This window comes from Trinickia symbiotica, assembly GCF_003028655.1.
GTDB classification, from domain to species: Bacteria; Pseudomonadota; Gammaproteobacteria; order Burkholderiales; family Burkholderiaceae; genus Trinickia; species Trinickia symbiotica_A.
In genome coordinates, this window is the sequence record NZ_PYUC01000001.1 from 644,582 (window position 1) to 667,658 (window position 23,077).

Genomic DNA, 23,077 nt, shown 5'->3' on the forward strand with positions numbered 1-23,077 from the left:
TTTTCATTTCCTGTCTTCGTTTCCGTTTTCGATTCGATCACCATGTCTGAACACTTCTCGCATGCCGACTTCGCGGCGCCTCGCTGGCAATTCTGGATCGACCGCGGCGGCACCTTCACCGACATCGTCGCGCGCCGTCCGGACGGTTCGCTCACGACGCACAAGCTGCTGTCGGAAAATCCGGAGCATTACCGCGATGCGGCCGTAGCCGGCATCCGCCATCTGCTCGGCCTCGCGCCGGGCGAGCCGATCACGCCGGCCCAAGTGGAGATGGTCAAGATGGGTACGACCGTCGCAACCAACGCGCTGCTCGAACGCAAGGGCGAGCCGACCGCGCTCGTGACGACGCGCGGCTTTCGCGACGTGCTGCGCATTGCGTATCAGAATCGGCCACGCCTCTTCGATCTCGACATCGAGTTGCCCGAGGCGCTCTACGAGCGTGTCGTGGAAGTCGACGAGCGCATCGGCGCGCACGGCGACATCATCGAGCCGCTCGACCTCGAGCGCGCGGAGGCTGCGCTCGCGGCGGTCTACGACAGCGGCATCCGGGCGCTCGCGATCGTCTTGATTCACGGTTACCGATATACGCATCACGAGCGCGCGCTCGCCGAGCTTGCGCGCCGCATCGGCTTCACGCAGGTGTCCGTGTCGCACGAAGTGTCGCCGCTGATGAAGATCGTGCCGCGCGGCGACACGACCGTTGTCGATGCTTACTTGTCGCCGATACTGCGTCGCTACGTCGAACAGGTCGCGGCCGAGATGCCGGGCGTCAATCTGCAGTTCATGCAGAGCAGCGGTGGGCTCACGCGTGCCGATGCGTTCCAGGGCAAAGATGCGATCCTGTCGGGGCCCGCGGGCGGCATCGTCGGGATGGTCCGCGCCGCTCAAGCGGCCGGCTTCGAGGAGGTGATCGGTTTCGATATGGGCGGCACGTCGACCGACGTTTCGCATTTCAACGGCGAGTTCGAGCGCGTGTTCGAGACCCAGGTGGCGGGCGTGCGGATGCGTGCGCCGATGATGAGCATCCATACGGTTGCGGCCGGCGGCGGCTCGGTGCTGACGTTCGACGGCAGCCGGCTGCGCGTGGGTCCCGAATCGGCTGGCGCGAACCCGGGGCCGGCTTCGTATCGACGCGGCGGCCCGCTGGCGGTGACCGACTGCAATGTGATGCTCGGCAAGATTCAGCCCGACTACTTCCCGCGTGTGTTCGGCCCGCATGCCAACGCGCCGCTCGATCGCGACGTCGTGGCTGAGCGCTTTGCCGCGCTTGCCGACGAGATCTTCGCCGCGACGGGACGTCGGCAAACGCCTGAGGAACTGGCCGAAGGCTTTCTTGAGATCGCGATCGGAAGCATGGCGAATGCCATCAAGAAGATCTCGGTGCAACGCGGCCACGACGTGTCGCGCTATGTGCTGACGACGTTCGGCGGCGCGGGCGGGCAGCATGCATGCGGCGTTGCCGACGCGCTCGGGATGACGAAGGTGTTCGCGCATCCGCTTGCGGGCGTGCTCTCGGCTTATGGCATGGGGCTGGCCGACCAGACCGCGATGCGCGAGCGCGCCATCGAGGCGGAGCTCGACGACGCCACGCTCCTGCTGCTGAACGACACGCTCGACGCGCTCGCCGAGCAAGCCGTGGGCGTGCTGCGCGAGCAGGGCGTGCCATCGGCGCGGATCGACACCGTGCGCCGCGCGCATTTGCGCTATCGCGGCACCGATTCGGCGATTGCGGTGCCGGCGGGCAGCCTGGATGCCATGCGTCGGGCGTTCGAGCACGCTTACCGGCAGCGCTACGCGTTTCTGATGGAGGGAACGCCGCTCATCGTGGAGCTCGCATCGGTCGAAGCGATCGGCCGCTCCGACGCGCCGCTCGACGTTGCTCCCGTTTCCCGCCGCACGCAGGGAGCGCCAACCGCCGATACCAGCGTTCGCTTCTATTCAGGTGGCGCGTGGCACAATGCGCCGCTTTACGTGCGCGAGACACTGTTTGCAGGCGACGTCCTCGACGGTCCCGCGATCGTCGCTGAAAAGAATGGCACGACGGTGATCGAGCCGGGCTGGCGCGGGGAGTTGACCGACACCGCGAACCTCGTGCTCACGCGTGTGGTTCCGCTGCCGACACGCCGTTCGCTCGGCACCGACGCCGATCCCGTGCGACTCGAGATCTTCAACAACTTGTTCATGTCGATCGCCGAGCAGATGGGGCTGACGCTTCAGAATACGGCGTACTCCGTCAACATCAAGGAGCGGCTCGACTTCTCGTGCGCGATATTCGATGCCGACGGCAATCTGATTGCCAACGCGCCGCACATGCCGGTGCATCTCGGCTCGATGGGCGAGAGCATCCGCACCGTGATCGAACGCAACCGCGGACGAATGCGCGATGGCGATGTGTTCATGCTCAACGATCCCTATCATGGCGGCACGCACCTGCCCGATGTGACGGTCATTACGCCGGTGTTCGCGAACGGATCGGCCGAACCGCTCTTCTATGTGGGCTCGCGTGGTCACCATGCCGACATCGGCGGGATTACGCCGGGCTCCATGCCGCCCGACTCGACTCATATCGACGAAGAAGGTGTGCTGATCGACAACTGGCAACTCGTCTCCGGCGGCGCGTTGCGCGATCGCGAGACGCGCGCGCTGTTCGCGTCGGGCCGTTATCCCGCGCGCAACGTCGAGCAGAACATGGCCGACTTGCGCGCGCAAATCGCGGCGAATCAGAAGGGTGTCGAAGAACTGCGCCGGATGATCGCGCAGTTCGGCGAAGACGTCGTGCGTGCCTATATGCGGCACGTGCAGGACAACGCCGAAGAGGCCGTGCGGCGCGTGATCGGCGCACTGCGGGACGGACATTATCGCTATCCGCTCGACAACGGAGCGGTGATCGAAGTCACGATCCGCGTCGATGCGTGCGCTCGGTGCGCGCAGATCGACTTCCGCGGTACGTCGGCGCAGTTGCCGAACAACTTCAACGCGCCGAAGGCCGTGTGCATGGCGGCGGTGCTCTATGTGTTCCGCACGCTCGTGGGCGACGACATTCCGCTCAACGCCGGGTGCCTGAAGCCGCTGACCGTGATCGTGCCGGAAGGATCGATGCTCAATCCGGTGTATCCGGCCGCGGTGGTATCGGGGAACGTGGAAACCTCTTCGGCGATCACGAATGCGCTCTACGGCGCGCTCGGCCGTGTCGCGTCGAGCCAGGGGACGATGAACAATTTCACGTTCGGCAACGCACGGCACCAATACTACGAAACGATCGCCGGCGGCAGTGGCGCGGGGCCCGGGTTCGAGGGTGTCGATGCCGTGCAGACGCACATGACGAATTCGCGGCTGACCGATCCCGAGGTACTCGAATGGCGGTATCCGGTGCGGCTCGAATCGCATTTCATCCGCAGCCGGTCGGGCGGCGAAGGGCGCTGGCGCGGCGGCAACGGCGCTATCCGGCGGATTCGCTTCCTTGAATCGATGACGGCGTCGATCTTGTCGAACAACCGCGTGCATGCGCCATTCGGTGCGGCGGGGGGCGAGGCGGGCGCGCTCGGGCGCAACTACGTCGAGCGAGCCGACGGCACCATCGTGCCTGTTGCACATGTCGGCGGCGCGCAGATGGCGCCCGGTGACACATTCGTCATCGAAACGCCGGGTGGCGGCGGATATGGTGCGCCGGTGGCATAAGCGCGTTTGATGAGTGCAGCAATCGTCGACGCGCTTTGCAACGGGGGCGGGCTTGGTTGCGGTGACCACCCGCTCCGGCGAACGTCAATCCTCCGTTATAAAGGTAGGTCGCGCCGGGCGGCCGTACAATTGGCTGCTCGAGCCCTCAGTCAAGCGAGACCGCCATGCCTGATTCCGCCTACCTACAGCAGTTATTTCCCGCCTCTGAAGACATCCCGGCCGAATTCAGGCTGAAATCGCCGATCCACCAGCGCGTGTCGCTTGTCGACGGCACGCTCAAGCCCTGGGACGGCGCGACCAAGACCGTGCTATCGCCCGTCTGCGTGCGGCAGGCCGACGGCGAGATCGAGCAGGTCGAGATCGGCAGTTATCCAGTGATGGGTGAGCCGGAGAGCGACGCGGCGCTCGATGCCGCCGTGCGCGCCTACGACGCCGGTCGCGGCGAATGGCCGACCATGAAGGTCGAACAACGCATCGCCTGCATGCAGGACTTTATCAAGCGAATGGTTGCCCGGCGCGAGCTGATCGTGAATCTGATCATGTGGGAGATCGGAAAAAGCCTCGCCGATTCGCAGAAAGAGTTCGATCGCACCGTCACATACATGCTGCAGACGATCGACGCGCTGAAGGAGCTCGACAACGCGAACTCGCGTTTCATGATCGCGGAAGGTACGATCGGACAGATTCGCCGCACGCCGCTTGGCGTCGTATTGTGCATGGGGCCATATAACTATCCGCTGAACGAGACGTTCGCGACGCTGATCCCCGCGCTCCTGATGGGCAATACCGTCGTGTTCAAGCCGCCACAGTACGGCACCCTGTTGTTCGAGCCGCTGCTCGAGGCATTCCGCGATGCGTTTCCGAAAGGCGTGATCAATACCATCTACGCGCCGGGCGCGGTCGTCGTCCCGCACATGCTTGCGTCGGGCAAGATCAACGTGCTCGCGCTGATCGGATCGAGCAAGGTCGCCGATCACTTGAAGAAGCAGCACCCGAAGTCGCACCGGCTGCGAGCGATCCTCGGCCTCGACGCGAAGAACGCCGCGATCGTACTGCCCGACGCCGATCTCGAACTGACCGTGAAGGAATGTCTGCTCGGCGCATTGTCGTTCAATGGCCAGCGCTGCACCGCCCTCAAGATGCTGCTCGTTCACCGTTCGATCGTCGACGCGTTCCTGAAGCGCTTTACCGAAGAACTCGCGAAGATGAAGATCGGCATGCCGTGGGAAAAAGGCGTTGCGATTACGCCCCTGCCCGGCATGCACCGCACCGCCTACATGAGCGAAGCGATCGACGATGCGAAGGCGAAAGGCGCGCAGGTCGTCAACGCATCGGGCGGGGTGTTCTACAAGACGCTGTTCTACCCGGCCGTCGTGTACCCGGTGTCCGAAGGTATGATGCTGTATCGTGAAGAGCAGTTCGGGCCGATCATCCCCGTCGCGCCGTTCGACGATGTCGAAACCGCGCTCGACTACGTGACGACGTCCGAGCACGGGCAGCAGGTGAGCATCTTCGGTTCGGATCCGGCGCAGATCGGCGCGCTCGTGGACCCGCTCGTGAATCAGGTGTGCCGCGTCAATATCAACTGTCAGTGTCAGCGCGGGCCGGACGTGTTCCCGTTTGCCGGCCGCAAGGATTCGGCGGAAGGGACGCTCTCGGTGACCGATGCGCTGCGCGCGTTTTCCATCCGCTCGATGGTCGCGGCGAAGCAGACGGACAGCAGCAAGCAACTGCTCGACGCGATCGTGTCCGACCACCACTCGAAATTCGTCAACACCGGCTTCATTTTCTGAACGGATGTTTAGCCCATTCCCAAGCTCGCCGCGCTGCCGACTACTCCGTCGGCAGTGTGACCGGCAGGCACATCCGGTACAACCAGATCGCTTGTATTGCGAGCGTGCAGCAAATCGCACCACCGTAAGCGGCAAACAAGCTCAAGCGCGTCAGCATCAGGCTCAGCAAATAGAAAAACGCGGCAAAGCCCAAAAGTCCCGCCGCCATGCCGCGCATCAATTGTTGCGCGGCCGTATGGCCGATCATGCGGTGAGTGAAAACCGCAAGGATGATCGCCATGAACGGGAACGACGCGAGTACGCCGCTCGCCTCGGGACCGACGTAAGGCGCGATGAGCGTCACGCCGACGACCAGGCCCGCGATGAGCGCCATACGCAGGGGCAAATCCCACCACGGCGGATCGAGCTTACCCGTTGGGGCTGCCTTGTTAGGGATGAGAATGAGCGCGAGTGCGATGGCCACGATAGCGACGATAAACAGGCCGGTTTCCGATAGCGCAGCTTTGCTGCAAAAGGCCGGCTACGATGGAAAACATGGCACATGCGCCTGCGAGGGCTATCGGCCACCCCACGCGTGCCATTCTGCAATACGCAACGCAAAACGCCGCTTGGGCGGCCGTCGCGACAAGCGATCCTGCCGTAGCCTGTACTGCAAACGCAGGTCCATGCTCCAGAGTCAGAAAAACCGAGATCGGCCCGGACGTGAGCGGCAGGCCTACGAGGAGCCCGCCGATTGCCTCGCCCCAGCGGCGAACGGCCAGGGTGGCAGCCAACAGCAACAGCGGCGTGACGACGAGCTTGAAGACTAGTAGATCCATGATTAGCCAAAGCGCACGGGTATGCCGACGTCGGAGACTATCGCGTACCTCGTTCAAACACGAACATAACAACAATCGGGATAGTGGCAAAGACACCACTGCAGTCTTGGTTAAAGCACCAGGGCCAGAACCGGGAGACCGCAGTGTCCGATAACGTGAGCGGCACCGAGGGCTACGCGGAGAATGCGCCGCTTCTCGTCGAGCAATGGCGGCGCGTTTCGTTTGCCGAACATCACAGACCCATATTGCATCTGATACCAGCCAACCCGTCGACCGTTCTCGACATTGGGGCGGGCATCGGGACCGACGCGGCTGCCTTTGCAGCAATGGGGCACAGCGTCGTGGCCGTCGAGCCCGTGGATCAGTTGCGCAACGCAGGAATGGAGCTGCATTCCTCGCCTCGAATCGAATGGGTCGACGATAGCTTGCCGGACCTGCCCCTCTTACGCTCAAGGAAGAGGCCGTTTGAACTCGCGATGCTGACGGCTGTTTGGATGCATCTCGACGAGGAAGAGCGACGCCGATCGATGGCGAACGTGAGCGCTCTTTTGTCTGGCGGCGGCATGCTGATTATGTCTTTACGGCATGGTCCGGTTCCAGCCGGAAGACGGATGTTCGATGTTTCGGCCGACGAGACCATCGAGCTGGCACATGCCCACGGTTTACAACCCGTGCTCAATCTCCAAACCGAATCGGTGCAAAACGAAAATCGGCGGATCGGAGTGAAATGGACCCGACTCGCCTTTGTGAAAGGCCCGGAAGCCGGCTAAATTGCGTAAAACGCTTGAAGGGAACATCAAAACCGCGTCATCCGAAGCTGCGCCACAGGACGCCGCCGTATTTAATACCGCAAAGATGCACTCTGTAGCGCTTGATTAACGTGGCGCCGCCTACGACAATCCTTACGACAGATACGCAGTTTCCCGCAACTTTCGTCACGCCGTCGCTTAGGCCGCATTCCGACTGACGAAAGAACGCCTCGACGCGAGCTAAGATCTGCCTCCCCTGAAATTCGAGGCGAACAATGGTTACCATTCGTGGCAATTCCAGGTTCCGCCTCATCTCGTACACCGGGATCGTTGTATTGGCGTATTACGCGGGTGCGAGGGTAGGGCTTGCTTATGCGGTCGTGGGCGGCGCAATCTCTCTCGTTTGGCCTTCGAGCGGCATCGCTCTGGTGGCGCTATTCGCTCTGGGCGTCGCGGCCGCCCCCGGAATTGCCATAGGCTCCTTTCTGGCCAACGTGTCCGTGGGCGTTCCCGTACCTGTGGCTGCCGTGATTGGCGTCGGCTCAATGGTAGGAACGTTGACGGCGGCGATCTCATTGAAGCGTTTGGCTCGGTTCCGGATCAGTCTCGATCGCATCAGTGACGTGTTGGCCTTCGTCGGCCTGGCGGCGGTGCTGAGTACGTCAATCAGCGCGCTGATTGGCGCGACGGCCTTGCTCCAAGTGGGCTTGGTGCCGGTCGCCGCGTACGGCGCGGCCTTCCTCAAATGGTGGCTCGGCGACATGATGGGGGTTCTGGTCGTGGCCCCACCGCTCTTCAACTGCCTTGCCCATTCCAACACTATTCGCTCCGCGGGGCACACCATAGAGGCGTGCGTGCTGACCGTTGCGACGTTCTGGGTCAGCTATCTGATCTTCGGCGCCCCGCAACTCGCGGGGCACGGCTACTATCCCGCGGCCCTCGCGATCTTTCCGTTCATTATCTGGGCGGCGCTGCGCTTCGATCGGGTGGGCACCACCATCGCTACCTTGATGGTTTGCCTAGTCGCCATCTGGGGCACGACTCACGGCACAGGGCCCTTCGCGGCTCAATCGCCGGTGGACAGCCTCGTCAGATGGTGCGCCTTCGCTAATGTCATGGCGGTAACCGGATTGCTTCTGGTGGCGGCACGCGCTCAGGAACGGCGTGTTCATAGTTTGCTGCGGGCGTCTCATATCGAACTGGAACGGCGAGTCCAGGAGCGTACCCGAGACTTGGAAAACACGAACAGCGAATTGAAGGAGGAGATGGCGCAGCGCCGCTTGTTGGAGGGAGAGCTGATTCGGATCGGCGATCAGCAGCGCAGAGCGATGGGCCGGGAACTGCACGATGGACTTGGGCAACATCTGACCAGCCTGGGCCTCTACTGCGCCGCCCTCGATCAAAAACTGCAAACGCAAGGCCATCCCGCCGCTGACGATACGGGCATCATCGTCGAATTGGTGAAGCAGGCGTCCCTCATGACGCGCAGGATTGCCCATGGCCTCGATCCCGTTGCCATGGAATACGGTGGGCTCCCGGCCGCGTTGCATGAGTTGGCGGAGACGGCTCGCACGCTCAACGGCGTGGAGTGCGTGCTGCAAATCTCGCCGGACGTGGATTTGCCCGATCCGCTGATGCAAAACAATCTGTACCGTGCGGCACAGGAGGCCGTCAACAACGCGCTGAAATATAGCCGCGGCCGTCGTATCTGGATCGACCTGGATCGAGCGGATGGCAAGCAGACGCTTTCAATCAGCGACGATGGGGTCGGCGTCGGGCTCGAAGAGATGGAGCGCGTCTCGGGACTGGGGCTTCACAATCTGCGTCACCGGGCAAGCCTTCTAGGCGGCGCTTGTACCGTGACGCGCAATGTGTGGGGCGGTACCACGGTCGCTATCAGCTACCCGCTATCGGAGGGACTCGGCCGTGCACGCGAAATCGTCTAGCCCTGGCTCTGAGACTCGAGTCCTGATCGTCGACGATCACCCCATCATCCGGGAAGGGATGACGCATTTGCTGAATCTGCAGGGGGATCTCCACGTCTGTTTTGCGGCCGCCAGCACCGAGGAAGCCTTGGCGGCGATGGCCTGCCAGCCTGACATTGCCATCGTCGACATCAGTCTGCAATCGGACTCCGGACTGGATCTGGTGAAGACCCTCCGTCATCGGCACCCGAACTTGCCGATCCTTGTCCTCAGCATGCATGACGAGAGCCTCTTTGCCGAGCGTGCCCTAAGGTCCGGCGCAAACGGGTATCTGATGAAGCTCGAGGCCACCGATCATGTCGTCAGCGCCGTTCGCGAAGTGCTGGCCGGCAATATCTATCTGAGCGCAGCCATGCACGAGAAATTGGCGCGGGCGCTCATGGTGCCTCAAAAGAGGCCGGAGGGTCCGATTGCAAGCCTGTCGGAACGGGAGTTCGAAGTCCTGCACCTCATCGGGCTCGGCTTCAGCGCGCGCCAAATCGCCGAGAAACTGAATCGCAGCGTAAAGACCATCGAGGCCCATCAAGCCAATATCAAGGAAAAGCTCGATATCCATAGCGGCAAGGAATTGATGCGCTTTGCCATTCAGTGGATCGAAAGCCAATAGGGCGGTGCCCGAGTGCTGAATAAGGCAATCCCTTAGTCCCTTTTAGGACGGCTGCCTTATTCATACCCGTGAAGTGAGCGCATACAGTCATTGGCACCTGCCGCCGTGCCACGACCCTTTGACGGATGAGCGGACGTAGCCGGAAAGCTCTATGAGGGGCGCCGCGATGAACAACAAATTTCAGCGAACCAATGCCGTCCCGGTCTTTGCGCTCATTGCCGGAATCGCCCGCGACCTATGGCCAGTGTGCCGCGCTGCCTCGGTTGCTTGCTTCGTTGCCGGCTATACGCTGGCGGCACAGGCCGCCGGCGGCATCACGGGTGCCGGCTCGAGCTTCTTCGATCCACTGGTGCAGAAGTGGGCCGCTTCGTATTTCGAAAGAACCGGTCAGCAGGTGAGCTTTCATGCGATTGGTTCAGGAAACGGCATCGACCGACTAAAGGCCGGTGCGGTCGATTTCGGCGCGTCGGATATGCCGCTCACGCCGGCTGAATTGCGCGCCGCGGGCCTCATCCAGTTTCCGGTGGCGGCGGGTGGCCTGGTGCCGGTGATCAACCTCGATGGCATTGCCACGGGACGGCTTCACCTGACCGGCGCGCTGCTGGCCGATATCTACCTGGGCAAGATCAAGAAATGGAACGACGCGGCCATCAAGGCGATCAATCCCAGCCTCGCGCTGCCTGATCTGCCGATCGTCGTGGTTCATCGCGGCGATCGCTCCGGGTCGACCTTCAATTGGACGAACTACTTGTGCGCTGTTAGTGCGCAATGGCGCGACCAGGTGGGCCGCGGCCTGACGGTCAAGTGGCCGGTGGGGAGCAGCGCCACGAGCAATCAGCTCGTCGCCACCTATGTGAAGCAGATCAAAGGCGCAATCGGCTATGTCGAACTGGCCTATGCAGCGCCCGCGCACTTGCCCTACGCGATCATCCAGAACAAGAGCGGCGCGTTTGTCGAGCCGTCGGCCGCGAGTTTCAATGCAGCGGTGGAAACGGTGGCGTGGGGACGCGAGGACGATTTCTATCAGACCGTCGCGAATCCGCCCGGCGATGGAGCTTGGCCCATTCCCGGCGTCGTTTTCGTCCTGCTACAGGCCGACGCTAAAGACAAGGCTGGCGCGGCAGCGGTGCTCGCGCTATTCCAGTGGGCTCTCATCGAGGGCCGGAAGGAGGCGGCGCTTGAAAATTACGGCACGCCGCCGCTGGAGTTGGTGCAAGAAATCGAAGTGTATTGGGCTCAGAGATTGGACAACGGGCAAAACACCAGCGTCGTCGCGCGTGCCTCGCCGAGGCGCCACTAATCGAAATGTATAGGGGTGTCATCGCGCTTTCGCGGAGGTTCGCAAATATTCGCCGAGGAAATCGACGAAGGTCCTGAGCTTGACCGAAAGCTGGTTTCGCTCCAGATAGATTGCGTGGATGTTCGCATTCGGCAGCGACCAGTCCTCCAGCAAAGGTATCAGTTTTCCCTTCTCGAGATGGCCCTGGATTTCCCACTGCGACCGCACGACGATGCCGCGCCCTTCGAGCGCCCACTGCAGGACCACGCTTCCGTCGTTGCTCGATAGCGCCCCATCGACTTTGATCGTCTCCGCGCGCTTGCCGCGAGAAAAGTGCCAAGTGCCATAAGCCGAATCGTTCTCGCGCAGCACGATGCACGCGTGGCGAGTCAGATCGTGCGGCACCGAAGGCTTGCCATGCCGCTCGACGTAAGCCGGCGATGCGCACACGACGCGCCGGTTCTCCAGCAGCAAGCGCGCGTTGACACGCGCATCGGGCACCTCGCCGAAGCGAATGCCGATATCGAAGCCTTCTTCCTGAAGACTCATCGGCCGATCGGTGAGCTGTAGCTGGATCTTCATCGCGGGAAAGCGCGCGACGAACTCAGACACCGCCGGCGCAATACGCGCACGCCCGAATCCGAACGACGCATTCACGCGCAGAAGGCCAGTCGGCTCGCCTCGACTGCGCGCGACGAGCTGCTCCAACTCCGTGAGTTCGTCGAGAATGCGTGAGCCGCTCGACAAATACAGCTCGCCTTCGGGCGTGAGGCTCAGACGCCTCGTGGTGCGGTTCATCAGGCGCACGCCGAGGCGCCGCTCGAGCTGCGCGAGCCGCTTGCTGACGGCGGGCGGGGTCACGCCCAATTCGCGAGCGGCGGCGGCAAGATTGCGATGTCGCGCCACGAGCGCGAACACATTCAAATCGGAGAAGCCGTCCATTGATTCGTTCCCATAAGTTACGATCGGATTGCTTTCTCGGAAACCCAATCGCATGCGTCATCAATTAGACTCGAACCCACGTTGGGAGACAAGCATGTTCGAAGGCTTCAGCGATGCATCGGCGATCGTCGACGGCATCACCATTCACGCGATCAAGGGCGGGCACGGGCCGGCGCTTTTGCTGCTGCACGGGCATCCGCAGACGCACGTGATCTGGCACAAGGTCGCGCCCGCGCTCGCGCAACATTTCACCGTGGTTGCCGCCGACCTGCGCGGCTACGGCGACAGCGGCAAGCCGCCAGGCGCCGCGGACCACTCGAACTATTCGAAGCGGCGCATGGCGCAAGACCAGGTCGAACTCATGCGCAGTCTCGGCTATGAGTCGTTCGCGGTAATTGGTCACGACCGCGGCGGGCGCGTCGGCGCACGCATGGCGCTCGACCATCCCGCTGCGGTGACGCGGCTCGTCACGCTCGATGTCGCGCCGACACTCGCCATGTATGAGCAGACGTCGTTCGCATTCGCGCGCGCTTACTGGCACTGGTTCATGCTGGTGCGACCCGCGCCGTTTCCGGAGACGCTCATCCGAGCGGACCCCGACCTTTACCTCAAACAAACCATCGGCGCGCGCAGCGCGGGCCTCGCGCCGTTCACGGCGCAAGCCTATGCGGAATATCTGCGCTGCCTGTCGGATCCCGACACGGCGCACGGCATCTGCGAGGACTACCGCGCCAGCATCACGATCGACCTCGAACACGACCGTGCCACGCTCGATGCAGCACAACAGATCGCCTGTCCGTTCATGGCGTTGTGGGGTGCGCAGGGCGTCATCGAGCAATGCTTCGATCCGCTCGCCGAGTGGCGGGCCTATGCGCCGCAAGTGCAGGGCGAGTCGCTGCCCTGCGGTCACTACGTTCCCGAAGAAGCGCCGCAACTGCTGCTCGACCGGGTATTGCCCTTTCTGACCCAGTAACGTATGCCCAACCGAACCCTTTACCAAAAGCTCGTCGATTCGCACGTGATATCGCGCATCGATGGCGAGAACGTCCTGCTGTACGTCGATCTGCATCTGATGAACGAGTACACGAGCCCGCAAGCTTTCAGCGCGCTCGATGCTCGCGGCCGCACGGTGCGCCGTCCGCGCCAGCAGCTTGCCGTCGTGAGCCACATCATTCCGACACATGCGGAATCGCCGCGCGTGATTCGCGATGCGGCGTCGCTGTTGCAGGCGGACAACCTCGCCCGCAATTGCGAGCGCGCGGGCATCCGTCTTTTCGCCGCGAACGATCCATTGCAAGGCATCGAGCACATTGTCGCGCCGGAACTCGGGCTGATCCGTCCCGGCATGGTCGTGCTATGTGGCGACAGCCATACGACGACGTACGGCGCGCTCGGAGCGCTCGGCTTCGGCATCGGGACCTCGGAGGTCGAGCACGTGCTGGCGACGCAAACGCTTGTCTATCGGCTCGCGCGCACCATGCGCATCACGATCGATGGTGCGCTGCCTTACGCCACATCGGCGAAGGACATCGTCATATGGCTGATCAGCCGCATCGGCGCGCAAGGGGCACGCGGCTTCGCGGTCGAGTTTCGAGGATCGACCATCGCTTCGCTTTCCGCCGAAGCGCGCATGACGATTTGCAATATGACGGTCGAAGCGGGCGCACGGGCCGCGCTGGTTGCGCCCGACGAGACGACTTTCGACTATGTGCGCGCTCACACGCCTTCCCTCGATGAAGCAGCGTGGCGAGCAGCGGTAGACGACTGGCGCGGCCTGTACTCCGACGCCGATGCGCACTTCGACATCGAGCACCGGTTCGACGCGCACCACATTGCGCCTTTCGTCACTTGGGGAACGAGTCCGGATCAGGCCATCGCGATCGACGAGCCGATTCCCGATGAAGCGGCGCAGCCAAGCCCCGAAGCCGCCGCATCGCTGCGACGCGCGCTCGATTACATGGGACTGGAAGCCAACCGGCCGCTCGCGGGCACGCGCATCGACCGCGTCTTCATCGGTTCGTGCACCAACGGGCGCATCGAGGACTTGCGGACGGTCGCCGCCATCGTACGGGGCAAGCGCGTGGCTGAGGGCGTGCGAGCGATGGTGGTGCCGGGCTCCGGCAGCGTGCGCCGCGCAGCCGTTCAGGAAGGCATTGCTGAGACGCTGATCGAGGCAGGCTTCGAATGGCGTGAGCCGGGCTGCTCCATGTGCCTTGCAATGAACGACGACGTGCTGGCACCCGGCGAGCGCTGCGCGTCGACAACCAACCGCAACTTCGAAGGCCGCCAGGGACGCGGCGGCCGCACGCATCTGATGAGCCCGGCAATGGCGGCGGCCGCCGCGATAACCGGCCGCATCACCGATGTCCGCACGCTCGAGGCCCACGCATCATGAAGCGACTGACGACCATTGAAGGCAGCGCGGTACCGCTGCCCATCGACAATCTCGATACCGACCAGATCATGCCCAAGCAGTTTTTGCGCATCATCGACAAGGCCGGTCTCGCGGATGGCTTGCTCTACGACTTGCGTTTCGACGAACGTGCCGCGCCCCGCGCGGACTGCGTGCTCAACGAGCCCGCTTACGCGAACGCGCGCATTCTGCTCGGCGGGGCGAATTTCGGCTGCGGATCGAGCCGCGAGCACGCAGTATGGGGGCTGCAGCAGTTCGGCTTCGACGCGGTGATCGCGCCGAGTTTCGCGGAGATCTTCTATTCGAACGCGATGAACAACCGCCTGCTTCTTGTCCAATTGGAACGCGACGCCGTCCATGCGCTGGTGCGAGAAGCGACTCGGACGCCCGGTGCGTCGTTGCGGATCGATCTCGAAAGGCAGACCGTGACGTCGGCATCAGGCAGCACCTACACCTACCCCATCGGCGCGCGTCACAAGCGCATGGTGATCGACGGTATGGACGCGGTCGATCTCACGCTTGCGTCTCTTGCCGACATCGAATCGTTCGAACGTGCGCACTTCACGCGTCATCCCTGGGCACAGGTGATGTAAGCGCCACCGCGCCGATATTCTCGCAATCCGCAATGCCGATTCCCTTCCGCTAGAAGAAGGGGGGAGCATCGCTTTGCCTCTAAAAATGGAGGAGACATGAAACGCAAGCCGTTCTATACCGTCCTATATGTTCAGGTGCTGGCTGCCATCGTCGCCGGCGTGGCGCTCGGGCACGTCGCGCCCCAGGTTGCCGTCGCGTTCAAGCCGCTCGGCGATCTCTTCATCAAGCTCGTGCGCATGATCATCGGGCCGGTGATTTTCTGTACGGTGGTCACGGGTATCGCCGGTATGCAGGACATGAGGAAAGTCGGGCGCGTCGGCGGCAAGGCGTTGCTCTATTTTGAATTCGCGTCGACGCTCGCACTGGCGATCGGCTTGCTTGCCGCGCATCTGCTTTCGCCCGGCGAGGGCTTCAACGTCGATCCGGCCACGCTCGACGCGAGCGCGGTCAAGGGTTATGCGGCGCAGGCCGCGCACGGTGACGGTCTCGTCGGTTTTATCGCGCACGTGATACCGGATACGTTTCTCGGTGCGTTGGTTCAGGGCGATATCCTGCCTGTGCTGCTGATCGCTATGTTGTTCGGGACCGCACTCGCGCTGCTTGGGGAGCCCGCCGCGCCCGTGACGCAATTGATCGAAACGCTATCGAAAGCGTTCTTTCGGATCGTGAGGATGATTACCAGTCTCGCGCCGATCGGCGCCTTCGGTGCGATGGCGTTCACGATCGGCCGCTACGGCATCGTCTCCCTGCTGCCGATGCTCAAGCTCATCGGCGTCTTCTATCTCACCGCGTTTCTGTTCGTCGCAATCGTGCTGGGCACCATCGCACGTTTGTGCGGGTTCAGCCTATGGCGTTTTCTCGCGTATATCCGCGACGAGCTGCTGATCGTGCTCGGCACGTCAACGTCCGAGGCGGCGCTGCCGCAATTGATGGACAAGCTCGAGCGGCTCGGTTGCCCGCGCGGCGTCGTCGGGCTCGTCGTGCCGACCGGGTACTCCTTCAACCTCGACGGCACCAATATCTATATGACATTGGCGGTGCTGTTTCTCGCGCAGGCGACGAATACGCATTTGACGCTGGGGCAGGAGGTCACGCTATTGCTCGTCACGATGCTGACCTCCAAAGGATCGACGGGGGTGACGGGCGCGGGTTTCATCACGCTCGCCGCGAGCCTGTCGGTCGTGCCGACGGTGCCTGTCAGCGCCATGGTGCTGATCCTCGGCATCGACCGATTCATGTCGGAGTGCCGGGCGCTGACGAATATCGTAGGCAATGGCGTTGCGTCGATCGTCGTGTCGGCCTGGGAAGGCGGTCTCGATCGGAAGAAACTTGCCGCGGCGTTGAGCCCGGTCGATCTCGAACGAGGCCGTGTCGATTCGAGATCGGCGAGCATTCTTGAGGCGACCGTTTCGGATGGAAAGACCTCTATTGCCAGAGACTAGTCCGAACGGATCAACGCGGTTTCACGCGCATATCGGCATATGCCTTGAAAGCGGGCTCGTCCGGCAGTACAGCCGTTAGTGTGTTAGCGCCGCTTCGCCGTGATTTCGATTTCGATCTTCATGCGCTCGTCCAACAGGCCGGCCTCGATCATCATCGCCGCCGGTCGCGCATTCCCGAGATAGCGGCGCAAAACGGGCCAGCACGCCTTGAAATCGTTGCGGTCAGGCAAGATGTAACGAACGCGCACGACATCGTCGAACGTCGCGCCTGCCTTATTCAGCGCGTCGCCAATGTTGCGCATGCATTGCTCCGTCTGCTCCACGATGTCGTCGGAGATCGTCCGGGCCTGATAGTCGAATCCGGTCGTTCCGGAAACGAAAACCCAGTCACCCTCGACAACGGCCCTGCTGTAGCCAATGAGTTCCTCGAATTCCGATCCCGATGAAATGCGCTGTCGCTCTGTCATAAAAGGCTCCGGCTGTTGATATGCGGCTGAGTGTAGACGCTGGTGAGTTCGTCGTCCAATGCGACGGTTGGAGCGACTGATCATTCAGAGGGACGACGGGCTCCGATCGACGCCCCCCGAAGTGAGTGATAATCACGCCTGCGCCCGCATATTCCGGAGATTTTCCATGAGAAGCATCGACGATCCTCTGCACGACAAAGAGGTAGGCGTTGCCGACGTTACGCAGGACACGACCCGCATCGACGACGTCCGCATCGGCGCGGTCCGTCCGCTCATTTCACCCGCGCTGCTGCAGGACGAACTGCCCGTATCGCCCGAAGTGCAGGCGCTCGTCGAGCGTAGCCGCGAAACCATCGGCGACATCCTGCACGGCCGCGACGATCGGCTGCTCGCCGTGGTCGGTCCCTGCTCGATTCATGACCACGACCAGGCCCTCGATTACGCCCACCGGCTGAAAGCCGCGGCCGATGCACTGAAGGACGACCTATACATCGTCATGCGCGTCTACTTCGAGAAGCCGCGCACGACGGTCGGATGGAAGGGCTATATCAACGATCCGAGGCTCGACGGCAGCTTCCGCATCAACGAAGGGCTGCGCTGCGCGCGGCAACTGCTGCTCGATATCAATGGCCTCGGATTGCCGGCGGGTACCGAATTTCTCGACCTGCTCAGTCCGCAATACATCGCGGACTTGATTGCTTGGGGCGCGATCGGCGCGCGCACGACCGAGAGCCAAAGCCACCGTCAGCTCGCATCGGGCCTCAGCAGCCCGATCGGATTCAAGAACGGCACCGACGGCGGTGTGCAGATCGCCGCCGATGCGATCGTCGCGGCGCGCGCGAGCCATGCCTTCATGGGCATGACGAAGATGGGCATGGCGGCGATCTTCGAAACGCGCGGCAACGACGATGCGCACGTCATTCTTCGCGGCGGAAAGAAGGGGCCGAACTACGACAGCGCCAGCATCGAGGATACGTGTGGCGTATTGAAGGCGGCGGGCCTGCGAGAGCAAGTCATGGTCGATTGCTCGCATGCGAATTCGGGCAAGTCGCATATTCGCCAGATCGAAGTCGCGCAGGATCTGGCGCGGCAGCTTTCGCAGGGCGACGAGCGGATCATCGGCGTCATGATCGAGAGCAATCTCGAAGAGGGCCGCCAGGATTTGAAACCGGGCGTGCCGCTGCGGTACGGGGTCTCGATCACCGACGCCTGTCTGGCATGGTCGCAAACGGAGCCTGTCCTCGATCTGCTCGCGAACGCCGTTCGCGAGCGGCGCAACGCAGTCAGCGGCCTTTCTTCGTCGAGCCGGAAATAAACGCGGCAACCGCTTCCCGGAAAGCGACGCTGCCGTACACCTCTTCGATCAGGTCCTCGTCGTCGAGCCGCTGCTCGACGACGATGCGACGCAGGCTTTCCTTGACCGCCTGCTGTGTCACCGCCGAAAGTGCCATGAGCCGTTCGGCGAGCGTGCGCGCCGCGGTCTCGAGCGCATCCTGCGCCGAGACTTCATAGACATAGCCGCAATCGAGCGCTTCGCGCGCCGTCAGGTAATCCGCGAGCATCAGCATTTTCTTCACGCGAGGCACGCCGAAGGCTGCCTGCAGCCGCGCGATATTGCGCGATGAAAGCGTATTGGACAGCGTCTTCGCGATCGGTGCGCCGAACCGCGACGTATCGCTGCACACGCGGAAATCGCACGCGGTCGCGAGGGCCAGGCCGCCGCCGACGGCCCAGCCGTCGATGACGGCGATCGTAGGTACGGCAATCCGTTCGACGGCGCCGATCACGCGCTCGATAAGCGCCTCGTAGGCCACGCCCTGGCGGCCATCGCGAAAGTCCTTGAAGTAGCCGATGTCCGTCCCCGAAACGAACGATTTTCCGCCGGCGCCTCTGAGCAGGATGCAGCGCACATCGCGATCACGTTCGCATTGATCGATGAGCGCAAGCAGCGACTCATACATCGCAATCGTCATGGCATTGTGCCGTTCGGGACGGTCGATCACGATTTCCGCCGCACCCGACGGATGCACGACAAGCCCGATTTCCTCGCTCATGATGCTCTCCTCTCGATTTCCGCGAGGATCTCGTCGTTGTGCTCGCCGAGGCGTGGCGGGTGGCGGCGCACTTGTTGCGGCGTGCCGAGCATTTTCACAGGGAAGCCGATGTTTTTGACTTTGCCCTCGACCGGATGATCGATTTCCATGCACATGCGACGGTGCTGAGCATGCTCGCTCTCGAAGGCCTCGGGATAGGAGAGGAGCGGGCCGGCCGGGATGCCGGCAGCGAGCAGCGCGTCGACCCAATCGGCGCTGTCGCGCCGGGCGAACTCCCGCTCGAGAATTTCCATCATCGCCTCGCGATTTTTCAGGCGCAGCGAGACGGTTTCGAAGTCCGGATGCTTCACGAGGTCCGGGCGCTCCAGCAATTCGCAGAGCCTGGTCCATAGCTTCTGGTTCGTCGCGCCCATGACGAAATAGCCATCGCGCGCCTTGACGGCCTGATAGGGCGCGCTCATTTTATTGCCGGTACCGAGCGGAGCCGGCGGCACGCCCGTGCCCCAGTAATCCGACATCTCCCAGATCGCGAAGGCCATCGCCGAATCGAGGAGCGACGCGTCGATGTGCTGGCCGACCCCCGTCTTCTGAGCACCGATGTAAGCGGAGAGCAGGCCATAGACGGCAAACAGCGCGCAACCGAGATCGGCGACGGGCACCCCGCATTTGACCGGCTTTCCGCCTTTGTAGCCCGTCACGCTCATTACGCCCGACATGGCCTGCGCGATGAGGTCGAAGCCGGGCCGCGAAGACCAAGGCCCGCTTTGTCCGAAACCCGAAATGCTGACGTACACGATTTTCGGATTGATCTTGCGGATCGATTCGTAATCGATCCGTAGCCGTTGCACGACGCCTGGCCGATAATTCTCGACGATGGCGTCGGCGGTCTTCGCCAGCTCGTAAAAGGTCTCGCGCCCTTCGTCGCTCTTGAGGTCGAGCACAATCGAGCGCTTGTTTCGATTCAGGTTCAGGAAGCCCATACTGTCGGGGCCCTTCATCTTGAAGCCCATCGCACTACGCGTCTGGTCGCCTTCGACCGGTTCGACCTTGATCACGTCCGCGCCGGCATCGGCGAGCATCATGCAGGCGAACGGACCCGCCATGACCTGGGTTACGTCGAGTACGCGAATCCCTTCCAGCGGCAACTGAGCGGCTTTCGTCATTTGGCGTCTCCTCCCAATGGGAATGGGTTGTACGCCCAACTGTCCGCCAGCGCGGCGCCTCTCGCAAGCATCGGGCCGTCATGCCTGATTTCGCCGATTGCGAAATCTCGAACTCGCCGCGTTATTCGGCGGGCGAATGGGCGAGAAGCTCGGCGACGACGTTGCGCAATGTTTGCTCTTGTGCGTGCCAATCGACGGCGGAAAGGACGTAGCTGCGGTGATGCCAGTCGCCTTCTAGCTGCACCGAGCCGAGCGTTTCCTCGGGATGAAAACTGCGCAAGACCTCGGGCGGCATCAAACCGACGCCGAGACCATGGCGCACCATGGCCAGCATCGTGTCGAAGCCGTTCGCGGTGAAATTGTTGGGAAAATGCCGTCCGCGGCTGCGATAGGCGCGTTGCACCGCGGACAAGATCGCCGATCCCTTTCCAAGACTGACGATCGGAACATCGAGAATATCGTCGATGCCGAGGGGCTCGTCGGCGAATCGAAAATGCGGCCGGCTATAGACGAGCACGAGCCGGTCTTGCCTGTAGAGCGACTGCGGTAAATCGAGGAAGCCGCTCTTCTTCTCGTATATGCCGATATCGATGACTTTGTCGCGCAGCAATTGCTGCACGATTTTGCTGTTCTCCTCGACGATTTTCAGGCTGATGCCCGGGTATTTGCGCTGAAGCCCGGCAATGTCGCGAGCGAGGAATTCGATGATGACGGCTTTGGGCGCGCCGATGATGATGCGTCCGTCGAGACCGTGCTTGAGCGCTTGCGCATCGCCTTCGAGGCGGTCGACGAGATTGTCGATTTGCCGAATGTATTGGAGCAGCTTGTCGCCGGCTTCCGTGATTTCGACGCCATGGGGTACCCGCCTGAAGAGCGTTGCGCCGAGCTGTTGCTCGAGGTCCGACACGCGGCGCGATGCGGCCGCGACGGCGAGATTCAGCTTGTCCGCAGCGCGCGAAATGCTGCCTTCCTCAACGATGGCGAGGACCAGCCGGACGGTGGTCGTGTCGATTTTCACTAGGGCTCCAGGGTGGGCGATCGATTCGCCAGACGGTTGTAGCACGCGGACGCGCGAATGACGAGCGCGCTTTGTCCGTGCGAAGTCGTCGCCGCCGGCGATGCATACAAGAGATCGATCATCGCCTTCGTCGAGCATCTCCTTGCTGCCTTACTGATATCGTCGATAGCTTTCTGAAAGCTCGTTGTCATTACCGATTCTTACCGATGGCCCACATTCGACCTCTTACGCAGTCCCGCTTACGCAGTCCCGTTCTGTTGCACAACAAGGAGGCAGGAATGACAAATGGCAAGCGGCGGTCTCTGTTCGGCGCGCTATTGGCAACTGGCGCGATTACAGTGGGTGTTCATCCGGCCGCGCACGCGGAACCGAAGCCCGATGTGAAGCATGTGCTGCTCATCAGCATCGACGGCCTGCACGAGCAGGACGTGGCGCGCTGCATCAGCGCGAACACGTGTCCGAATCTCGCGGTGCTCGCCCAATCCGGCGTGACTTACACGAATGCTTACACGCCTGGATTGTCGGATTCGTTCCCCGGCCTCGCCGCCCTCGTAACGGGCGGCTCGCCGAAGAGCGCGGGGCTTTTCTATGACGTGTCGTACGACCGCACGCTTTACGCGCCGTCGGACACGACCTGCTCGGGCAAGCAGGGTTGGAACGTCGTATTCGACGAGACGACCGGCATCGATGCTGAGAATGGCGGCGCGCTGACTCATCTCGACGGCGGCGGCGCCTTCAATCCGCAGGCGATTCCGCACGCGCTCGTGGGCGGCGCCTGTGTGCCCGTCTATCCGCACAACTACGTCAAGACGAACACGATCTTCGAAGTCGTGAAAGAGCACCTTGCGGGCGCGCGCACAGCATGGGCCGACAAGCACGCATGGGGCTACGACTGGCTGAACGGGCCGTCGGGCAAGGGCGTCGACGACCTCGCGCGCACCGAGATCAACTCGATCGATCCCGCGACGGGCACGGACTACACCGACGTCTATTCGCACACCGAGAAGTTCGACAACTACCACGTGCAGGCGATCATCAATCAGATCGACGGCAAGAACTCGACGGGTACGGCGAGCGCTTCGGTGCCGACGCTCTTCGGCACGAATTTTCAGACGTTGAGCGTGGCGGAGAAGGCGCCGGTCGCCAAAGGCGGCGGCTATCTCGACGCCAGCTTCACGCCCGGCCCGGCCGTGACGAACGCGATCGCCTATGTCGACGATGCGCTTGGCCGCTTTGTCTCAGAGTTGAAGCAACGCAATCTCTATTCGAGCACGGCGATCATCGTCACGGCGAAGCACGGCCAATCGCCGACGGACCACACGAAGCTCGTCAAGAATGGCGATACGTTGACGAAACTGCTCGAAGCCAACAACTACCTGGATCCGAACGGCAATTTCGGCCAGAACAATACGGCGAGCGGCAACCTCAATGACGGTACCGGGCTTGTCGACACGGGCTTTGTTCAGACCGATGACGTCGGCCTCATCTGGCTGCGCGACCGGAGCCAGTTGAACGCCGTCGTCGCGACGCTCAACGCGAATCTCGGCTGCAACGCGCCCGGCATCTGCGCCGACGGGCCGCAAGCGTACATCCTCTCGGGCTCGCGCCTCGCGGAGCGCTTCGGCGATCCGGCAGCGGGACGCACGCCTGACATCATCGTGCAGCCGAACCCCGGCGTCATCTATACGTCCAGCACGAAGAAGGACGAAGAGCATGGCGGCAACGCGCCGGACGATAGCCACCTGGGGCTCGTCGTCTCGTTCCCCGGCATTCGTCACGCTCGCACGATCGATGCGCCCGTTCACACGACTCAGGTGGCGCCGACGATCCTTCGTCTGCTCGATCTGAAGCCCGAGTTTCTGCACTCGGTCGCTGAAGAGGGCACGCGTGCCTTGCCGGGGCTGGGCCTTGGCCACGGGCACGAGCACGACGAGTAAGAGAAGCCGAAGCACACGATCGCTGCGCTGCGCTGCGCCGCGCCGCCGCTCACGAGCGAACGCCGGTCTCCGACTTGCGTTGGCGATCGATTCCCCTGTGTGTCATGCATGCTTCGCCTATCATGGTTCAGATCGAAT

General features: G+C 62.5%; 18 protein-coding genes. 12 read left to right on the forward strand and 6 right to left on the reverse strand.

Annotation, left to right across the window (positions count from 1 at the left end; translation table 11 throughout):
* The first annotated feature begins 42 nt into the window (after positions 1-42).
* Positions 43-3,678, forward strand: a complete 3,636-nt coding sequence (locus C9I57_RS02885) for a hydantoinase B/oxoprolinase family protein (protein ID WP_107149099.1) — start codon at positions 43-45, stop codon at positions 3,676-3,678.
* A 164-nt stretch (positions 3,679-3,842) separates the two neighbouring features.
* Entirely contained in the window at positions 3,843-5,471 is a 1,629-nt protein-coding gene (locus C9I57_RS02890; protein WP_107149100.1) for an NADP-dependent glyceraldehyde-3-phosphate dehydrogenase, read from the forward strand.
* A gap of 40 nt (positions 5,472-5,511) precedes the next feature.
* On the opposite strand, the gene C9I57_RS33110 is transcribed toward C9I57_RS02890, so the two are convergent.
* Entirely contained in the window at positions 5,512-5,934 is a 423-nt protein-coding gene (locus C9I57_RS33110) for a hypothetical protein (protein ID WP_258187462.1), read from the reverse strand.
* Between the two features lie 498 nt (positions 5,935-6,432).
* Here C9I57_RS33110 and C9I57_RS02900 point away from each other — a divergent pair, with 498 nt between their 5' ends.
* From C9I57_RS02900 to pstS, 4 genes are all read left to right on the forward strand, one after another.
* The gene (locus C9I57_RS02900; RefSeq protein ID WP_107149101.1) at positions 6,433-7,059 is read left to right on the forward strand and encodes a class I SAM-dependent methyltransferase; all 627 of its coding nucleotides are present in this window, start codon (positions 6,433-6,435) and stop codon (positions 7,057-7,059) included.
* A gap of 254 nt (positions 7,060-7,313) precedes the next feature.
* On the forward strand, positions 7,314-8,984 hold the full coding sequence (locus tag C9I57_RS02910; protein ID WP_107149103.1) for an MASE1 domain-containing protein: 1,671 nt from the start codon (positions 7,314-7,316) through the stop codon (positions 8,982-8,984).
* Positions 8,965-9,630, forward strand: a complete 666-nt coding sequence (locus C9I57_RS02915; protein WP_258187463.1) for a response regulator — start codon at positions 8,965-8,967, stop codon at positions 9,628-9,630. The genes C9I57_RS02910 and C9I57_RS02915 overlap by 20 nt, the downstream gene beginning before the upstream one ends.
* A 166-nt stretch (positions 9,631-9,796) precedes the next feature.
* Entirely contained in the window at positions 9,797-10,930 is a 1,134-nt protein-coding gene (pstS, locus tag C9I57_RS02920) for a phosphate ABC transporter substrate-binding protein PstS (RefSeq protein ID WP_107149105.1), read from the forward strand.
* An 18-nt stretch (positions 10,931-10,948) separates the two neighbouring features.
* Here pstS and C9I57_RS02925 read toward each other — a convergent pair whose 3' ends face one another.
* Complete coding sequence (locus tag C9I57_RS02925; protein WP_107149106.1) at positions 10,949-11,851, reverse strand: LysR family transcriptional regulator; 903 nt, start codon at positions 11,849-11,851, stop codon at positions 10,949-10,951.
* Positions 11,852-11,945: 94 nt separating this feature from the next.
* Here C9I57_RS02925 and C9I57_RS02930 point away from each other — a divergent pair, with 94 nt between their 5' ends.
* From C9I57_RS02930 to C9I57_RS02945, 4 genes are all read left to right on the forward strand, one after another.
* Positions 11,946-12,824: an alpha/beta fold hydrolase gene (locus C9I57_RS02930; protein WP_107149107.1), complete on the forward strand. Its 879-nt coding sequence runs from the start codon at positions 11,946-11,948 to the stop codon at positions 12,822-12,824.
* Between the two features lie 3 nt (positions 12,825-12,827).
* Positions 12,828-14,246, forward strand: a complete 1,419-nt coding sequence (gene leuC / locus C9I57_RS02935; protein WP_107149108.1) for a 3-isopropylmalate dehydratase large subunit — start codon at positions 12,828-12,830, stop codon at positions 14,244-14,246.
* Complete coding sequence (leuD, locus tag C9I57_RS02940) at positions 14,243-14,857, forward strand: 3-isopropylmalate dehydratase small subunit (RefSeq protein WP_107149109.1); 615 nt, start codon at positions 14,243-14,245, stop codon at positions 14,855-14,857. Before leuC ends, leuD begins: the two co-directional genes overlap by 4 nt.
* Positions 14,858-14,953: 96 nt before the next feature.
* Positions 14,954-16,300 carry a dicarboxylate/amino acid:cation symporter gene (locus tag C9I57_RS02945; RefSeq protein ID WP_107149110.1) on the forward strand — a complete coding sequence of 449 codons (1,347 nt, stop codon included), beginning with the start codon at positions 14,954-14,956 and terminating at the stop codon, positions 16,298-16,300.
* Between the two features lie 83 nt (positions 16,301-16,383).
* Here the strand turns inward: C9I57_RS02945 and C9I57_RS02950 are convergent, their stop codons facing one another.
* Positions 16,384-16,767 carry a RidA family protein gene (locus C9I57_RS02950; RefSeq protein WP_107149111.1) on the reverse strand — a complete coding sequence of 128 codons (384 nt, stop codon included), beginning with the start codon at positions 16,765-16,767 and terminating at the stop codon, positions 16,384-16,386.
* A gap of 166 nt (positions 16,768-16,933) precedes the next feature.
* On the opposite strand from C9I57_RS02950, the gene C9I57_RS02955 reads away from it, so the two are divergent.
* Positions 16,934-18,082, forward strand: coding sequence for a 3-deoxy-7-phosphoheptulonate synthase (locus C9I57_RS02955; protein ID WP_107149112.1), 1,149 nt, complete (start codon positions 16,934-16,936; stop codon positions 18,080-18,082).
* Here C9I57_RS02955 and C9I57_RS02960 read toward each other — a convergent pair.
* The 3 genes from C9I57_RS02960 to C9I57_RS02970 form a co-directional block, all read right to left on the reverse strand.
* Positions 18,051-18,821, reverse strand: a complete 771-nt coding sequence (locus tag C9I57_RS02960; protein ID WP_107149113.1) for an enoyl-CoA hydratase — start codon at positions 18,819-18,821, stop codon at positions 18,051-18,053. The two genes, C9I57_RS02955 and C9I57_RS02960, sit on opposite strands and share 32 nt — an antisense overlap.
* On the reverse strand, positions 18,818-19,984 hold the full coding sequence (locus tag C9I57_RS02965) for a CaiB/BaiF CoA transferase family protein (RefSeq protein ID WP_107149114.1): 1,167 nt from the start codon (positions 19,982-19,984) through the stop codon (positions 18,818-18,820). Before C9I57_RS02965 ends, C9I57_RS02960 begins: the two co-directional genes overlap by 4 nt.
* 121 nt (positions 19,985-20,105) lie before the next feature.
* Positions 20,106-21,002, reverse strand: coding sequence for a LysR family transcriptional regulator (locus tag C9I57_RS02970; protein WP_107149115.1), 897 nt, complete (start codon positions 21,000-21,002; stop codon positions 20,106-20,108).
* A 278-nt stretch (positions 21,003-21,280) separates the two neighbouring features.
* Between C9I57_RS02970 and C9I57_RS02980 the strand changes: the two genes are divergently transcribed.
* Complete coding sequence (locus tag C9I57_RS02980) at positions 21,281-22,939, forward strand: alkaline phosphatase family protein (protein WP_107149117.1); 1,659 nt, start codon at positions 21,281-21,283, stop codon at positions 22,937-22,939.
* Positions 22,940-23,077: the final 138 nt, after the last annotated feature.

Excerpts from the sequence above, each read along its gene's own strand:
- C9I57_RS02980 (WP_107149117.1), top strand. The coding sequence starts at position 21,281 with ATGACAAATGGCAAGCGGCGGTCTCTGTTCGGCGCGCTATTGGCAACT.
- C9I57_RS02930 (WP_107149107.1), top strand. The coding sequence starts at position 11,946 with ATGTTCGAAGGCTTCAGCGATGCATCGGCGATCGTCGACGGCATCACC.
- leuC (WP_107149108.1), top strand. The coding sequence starts at position 12,828 with ATGCCCAACCGAACCCTTTACCAAAAGCTCGTCGATTCGCACGTGATA.
- C9I57_RS02890 (WP_107149100.1), top strand. The coding sequence starts at position 3,843 with ATGCCTGATTCCGCCTACCTACAGCAGTTATTTCCCGCCTCTGAAGAC.
- leuD (WP_107149109.1), top strand. The coding sequence starts at position 14,243 with ATGAAGCGACTGACGACCATTGAAGGCAGCGCGGTACCGCTGCCCATC.
- C9I57_RS02955 (WP_107149112.1), top strand. The coding sequence starts at position 16,934 with ATGAGAAGCATCGACGATCCTCTGCACGACAAAGAGGTAGGCGTTGCC.
- C9I57_RS02910 (WP_107149103.1), top strand. The coding sequence starts at position 7,314 with ATGGTTACCATTCGTGGCAATTCCAGGTTCCGCCTCATCTCGTACACC.
- C9I57_RS02945 (WP_107149110.1), top strand. The coding sequence starts at position 14,954 with ATGAAACGCAAGCCGTTCTATACCGTCCTATATGTTCAGGTGCTGGCT.
- C9I57_RS02960 (WP_107149113.1), bottom strand. The coding sequence starts at position 18,821 with ATGAGCGAGGAAATCGGGCTTGTCGTGCATCCGTCGGGTGCGGCGGAA.
- C9I57_RS02950 (WP_107149111.1), bottom strand. The coding sequence starts at position 16,767 with ATGACAGAGCGACAGCGCATTTCATCGGGATCGGAATTCGAGGAACTC.
- C9I57_RS02965 (WP_107149114.1), bottom strand. The coding sequence starts at position 19,984 with ATGACGAAAGCCGCTCAGTTGCCGCTGGAAGGGATTCGCGTACTCGAC.
- pstS (WP_107149105.1), top strand. The coding sequence starts at position 9,797 with ATGAACAACAAATTTCAGCGAACCAATGCCGTCCCGGTCTTTGCGCTC.
- C9I57_RS02925 (WP_107149106.1), bottom strand. The coding sequence starts at position 11,851 with ATGGACGGCTTCTCCGATTTGAATGTGTTCGCGCTCGTGGCGCGACAT.
- C9I57_RS02885 (WP_107149099.1), top strand. The coding sequence starts at position 43 with ATGTCTGAACACTTCTCGCATGCCGACTTCGCGGCGCCTCGCTGGCAA.